Origin of the sequence: Candidatus Kryptonium thompsonii (genome assembly GCF_001535985.1) — a bacterium.
In the GTDB taxonomy this organism is placed as follows: domain Bacteria; phylum Bacteroidota; class Ignavibacteria; order Kryptoniales; family Kryptoniaceae; genus Kryptonium; species Kryptonium thompsonii.
Window position 1 is genome coordinate 474 of the sequence record NZ_CZVS01000084.1, and the last position, 4934, is coordinate 5407.

Sequence of the window (4934 nt, forward strand, 5' to 3'; positions counted from 1 at the left end):
AAAGTTTAAAGAGATCACGGAAGCTTATCAAATTTTGAGCGATCCGGAAAAGCGAAAAAGATACGACATGTATGGTCATTCTGGGATAAGTGAGAGTGATTATATTCATTTCACAGATGTTCATGATATATTTGAAGTTTTCCGGGATATTTTTGATTCATTTGGTGGTGGATTTTTTGATGACTTCTTCGGGACGAGGACGCAAACGCGAAAAGTTCAAAAAGGAATACCTGGCTCGGATAGGAAGTTACGTTTAAAGTTAACACTTGAGGAGATTGCTACTGGAGTTAGAAAAAAATTGAAGATTAAGCATTTCAAGGTATGTGATGCATGTGGTGGAACGGGAGCGAAATCAAGGGGTGGATATGCTGTATGCCCTGTTTGCAATGGAACTGGTGAGGTAAAGCAAGTTCGTCGTGGGTTTTTCGGACAGATGGTCACGATTACTACATGTGCAAATTGCGGTGGTGAGGGCAAGGTTATAAAAGAACCGTGTAATGTGTGTGGTGGTGAAGGCAGAGTTTATGGAGAGAGTATGGTTGAAGTTGACATTCCGGCTGGTGTGAAAGAGGGAAACTATTTAACAATTCGGGGTTATGGGGATGCAGGGATAAGAGGTGGACCGTCTGGTGATTTGATCGTTGTGATTGAGGAAGAACCGCATCCACTTTTTGTGAGGAAGGGGAATGATATTTATTACACGCTTTTGATAAGCTTCCCCGAAGCGGTGCTCGGCTCCGAAGTTGAGGTGCCGTATATCAATGGAAGTACTATAAAACTTAAAATAGAACCCGGGACATCATCGGGGAAAGAGATAAAACTTAAAGGCAAGGGATTACCTTCGGTCGATAAAAATTCAAGGGGTGATTTTATCGTTAAAGTTGATATATGGGTTCCCGATAAGGTTACGGAAGCTGAGAAAGAACTACTCCAGAAACTTTTGAAGGAAGGTAAGAATATAAAACCTAACGCTGATAAGAAGCGCAATTAATTAATTTTGCAAAGAAGCCCTTGAACTCCGAAAGTTCAAGGGCTTTTTAATTCCTACTACTTTAACAAACCAAGACGACGATATTTTTCGAGATATTTCTCGTAAAGTTTGGTCTGCCTGTTGGTTAAATCAACTTTTCTTCCCTGAATAAATTCATAAACAACTTGTGTGGGAATTTCAAGCGGGTCTCCAGTTGTGACGATAAGCGTTGCATCTTTCCCAGGTTCAATTGAACCAACTTTATCTGCAACTCCAAGTATTTCGGCTGGATAGATTGCTATGGCTTTAAGAGCTTCGTCCTTTGGCAGACCAAATGCAGCACAAGTTGCAGCTTGATATGGAAGATTTCGTTCATTATAGTATCCTCCTTCTCCACCGATGCAGAACTTAACACCTGCTTTGTAAAGTTTGTATGCTACAGTAAATGGCTCATCATATTCAGAATCTCTGGTAGATGGCAAGCGGTGAATGTTCGTTAGTATCACTGGTATATTTTTATTTTTTAGAACATCGGCAACCTTCCAAGCATCACTTCCGCCGACGATGACGATTTTAACTTTCTCACTTTCAGCCCATTCGATTGCTGACAAAATTTCTTTTGATGAATTAGCGTGGACAAAGACGGGAACTTTTCCTTCAAGCACAGGTATCATCGCTTCATACTTTAAATCGGTTTCATGGTAAGGTATTCCTTTTTGAGCTTCGGATTCTTTTGCTTTTTTGTAGGCTCTTGCTTTTTGAAATGTTTCACGAATTAATTGAAGTCTTCTTTCCGTCTCTTTCTTTAGTTCCTCAGGGCTTTGTCTTGAAAATCTAACCGTTGAAGGTGGTATCATCCTTGGCCAGTAAATGTGAAGTCCAACTGGGGCTTTTAAGGTCATTTCTTCCCAGGTCCAACCATCGAGCATCATAAGTGCAGATTGACCAGCTATAAGTTCACCTGTTGGAACAACTAAGACCGTTGTGATGCCATTTGCTCGCGTTACGGGAGGATGTTCGCTATCAGGATTAAATGCAACTTCGGCGCGGACATTTGGATTTATTAGACCAACTTCTGTAACATCACGAGTTGCTCTAACAGCGCCAATCTCTATTAAACCAACTGTTGTGAAAGCGTTGATCAAACCCGGATAAACATGTTTTCCGCTTATGTTGATTATCTCAGCGTCCTTTGGAATGTTAACATTTTTTCCAACGGCTATAATTTTACCCTTGTCAAATAAAACTACACCATTTTCAATGGTGCCTTGTGTAATTGTGTGGATTGTTCCACCGACGAGGGCGATCGGTTTATTTTGAGGTTTGCCTGGAATTATATCTGAAGCTATCAAATTCAAGGTAAACACAAATATTAAAGCATAAGTGAGAATAAACTTTATCTTCATTTTAAACCTCCTTCTTTAGTTTTACTGTGTTGCAAGTTGTGGTTGTTGTCTTGTCGATGATTTTACCTCAAGAATTTTTTGAATTATAAATGCCCTTTGCTTTTTTATGAATCCCCTCATCATCAAATCTTCATTTCTATCAAAATATTTTCTCCCCTCAATCCATGTCTGTTCACAGATTGTATATGTTGAAAGCGGATTTCCACTCCAAATTACGAAGTCGGCGTGTTTCCCAGGTTCAAGTGAGCCAACATATTTATCAATTCGCAGTTGTTTGGCTGGATTTATTGTAACAAGTTTTAATGCTTCCTCTTCTGTCAGACCACCGTATTTAACAGCCTTAGCAGCCTCAAGATTTAACCTTCTGGCGAGTTCATCACTGTCGGAGTTGAAAGATGTGATCACGCCAACTTTTTCCATCAAAGTTCCATTGTGGGGAATTGCGTCGTAAACCTCAAATTTATAAGCCCACCAATCGCTAAATGTTGACGCACCTGCTCCGTGTTTTGCAATTGCTTCAGCTATTTTATATCCCTCAAGCACATGTTGTAATGTTGCAATTCTAAATCCAAAATCCTCAGCGACCCTTAAAAGCATAAGAATTTCATCTTGTCTATAAGAGTGCGCGTGAACAAGACGCTGACCTTTTAAGATTTCAAGTAGCGCCTCAAGTTGGAGATCCCTTCTTGGTGGAATTAAAATTTTCTTTTTGCTTTCTTCCCTATAAGTGTTCCATGCTTTTTCATAATCAAGGGCAGATTTAAAGGCATCCCTTATAATTTGTTCAACTCCCATTCTTGTTTGCGGGTATCTTGTGGTGTATCTGTCACCCCAGTTACTCTGCTTAACATTTTCGCCAAGTGCAAATTTAATTCCAGCGGGTGCTTCTTTAAATATCAACTCATCAGCTAATAAACCCCACCTATATTTTATAACCGCATTCTGTCCACCTATCGGGTTAGCTGAACCATGTAAAATATTAGCAGCGGTGACCCCACCCGCGAGCTGTCGGTATATGTTAATATCATCACTATTTATAACATCTTGAATCCTAACTTCGGCTGTTATAGCTTGCGTTGACTCGTTAACTCCGCCCGATATCGCTGTGTGGGAGTGAGCGTCAATTATGCCAGGGGTTACATGTTTTCCTGTTGCATCAATTACAACAGCGCCTTTTGGTGGCTCAATGTTTTTTCCAATTTTTTCAATTATACCACGGCGTATGAGCATATCTGCGTTTTCAAGTTTACCGAGATTTGAGCATGTCCATATCGTTGCATTTTTGACCAAAACATATTCGGGTTGTTCAGGTTGTTTGGCAAAACCAAATGCTCCATCAGGGTAGACAACAGGTAAAGGTTCAAATTTAACTTTTTTAACTCTTTGCGGCGTTTCATCTCTTGGTTCTGAAATTTTAACAGCGCTAAATGTTAATCTTTCACCACTCAAAAGTTCTGCATAACCTTCGATTTTATCTTTCTTTACAAAGGCTGAAATCCTTACCACTCCGCTTATCCCAACCGAATCACCATTGAAAGCAAGAGTTAAGTTGTTATCAAGTAAACTTACCGTAATAAGATTAACTGATTTATCATTCTTTTTAATCCTACCTCTTAAGCTTTTCAATTGACCTGTTATGCTGAGATTTAGAGTGTCTTTATTCAAATATGCCTTCCATTCTCCCCTTGGATCAAATTCGGGTAATCCCTCAACATCATATTTTTTGCCATCGATCCATACTTGTAATATTTTTGCGCCATCTTCAAATATATTTTTATTCGTAACTACGAAATTTGCCATTTTACCTGGTTCTATTGAGCCAAGTAATTTATCAACCCCGATAAGTTTTGCAGGTGTAATTGTCAAAGCCGAAAGCGCAACATCTTGTGGCAAGCCTCTTTCAACTGCTTCTCGAACTTTTTGTAAAAACTCCGATGTATTTTCAAGCCGATATGTTGTAAACGCGAATGTTATACCTGCTTCATACAATCTTTTCGGGTTTTCTGGAGCATTATACCAATGTTTTAGGGTTCTAAGGTCGATGTTATCCGCGTCGTCTGGGTTTTCAACATCTGGTGGCTTTGGAAAGTTAACGGGCAATATAACTGGGAAACCTGTATTTTTTATAGCTTCCGCTCTTCGATATTCATAGCCACTTCCGATCATCGCTGCGTTAAGTGAAAATTCCTTTGCAATTTTTGCACATCTTAAAAAGTCAAGCTCATCGTTTGTTTCAAAAGTAACTAATTCACCTTTTAACGCACCTTGCAAAGCTTCAAGCGAAGAATTTACCTCTGGTCGTTGAAGTGATGGATTTTTATAGAACGCATCCCACGCAGATGCATACCATTGTGCATCGAGAAATGTTTGGCGAATTAAAGCGATGTTCCCCATCAAAGAGTTCGGATAGATATCTCTGCCGAAACCAAGAACAAAGGCAATATGATGGGCAACTTGGGGTTTGATTGCGACATTATTTGGTGATTTGTCATCTGCAAGTGTAACAAGAACACTTTTACCTTTGAAAATACATCGGAGTTTTTACAAAAAGTTCGAGA

At 39.5% G+C, this 4934-nt stretch carries 3 protein-coding genes; 1 reads left to right on the forward strand and 2 read right to left on the reverse strand.

What is annotated here, in order from left to right:
- The coding region (locus tag AWW78_RS09710) for a DnaJ C-terminal domain-containing protein (RefSeq protein WP_047133155.1) at positions 1-991 on the forward strand (991 nt) is incomplete at its 5' end.
- A gap of 56 nt (positions 992-1047) precedes the next feature.
- Here AWW78_RS09710 and AWW78_RS09715 read toward each other — a convergent pair.
- Positions 1048-2376: an amidohydrolase family protein gene (locus AWW78_RS09715; RefSeq protein ID WP_047133154.1), complete on the reverse strand. Its 1329-nt coding sequence runs from the start codon at positions 2374-2376 to the stop codon at positions 1048-1050.
- 21 nt (positions 2377-2397) lie between these two features.
- Positions 2398-4770, reverse strand: a complete 2373-nt coding sequence (locus tag AWW78_RS09720; RefSeq protein ID WP_075426264.1) for an amidohydrolase family protein — start codon at positions 4768-4770, stop codon at positions 2398-2400.
- Between the last annotated feature and the right edge of the window lie 164 nt (positions 4771-4934).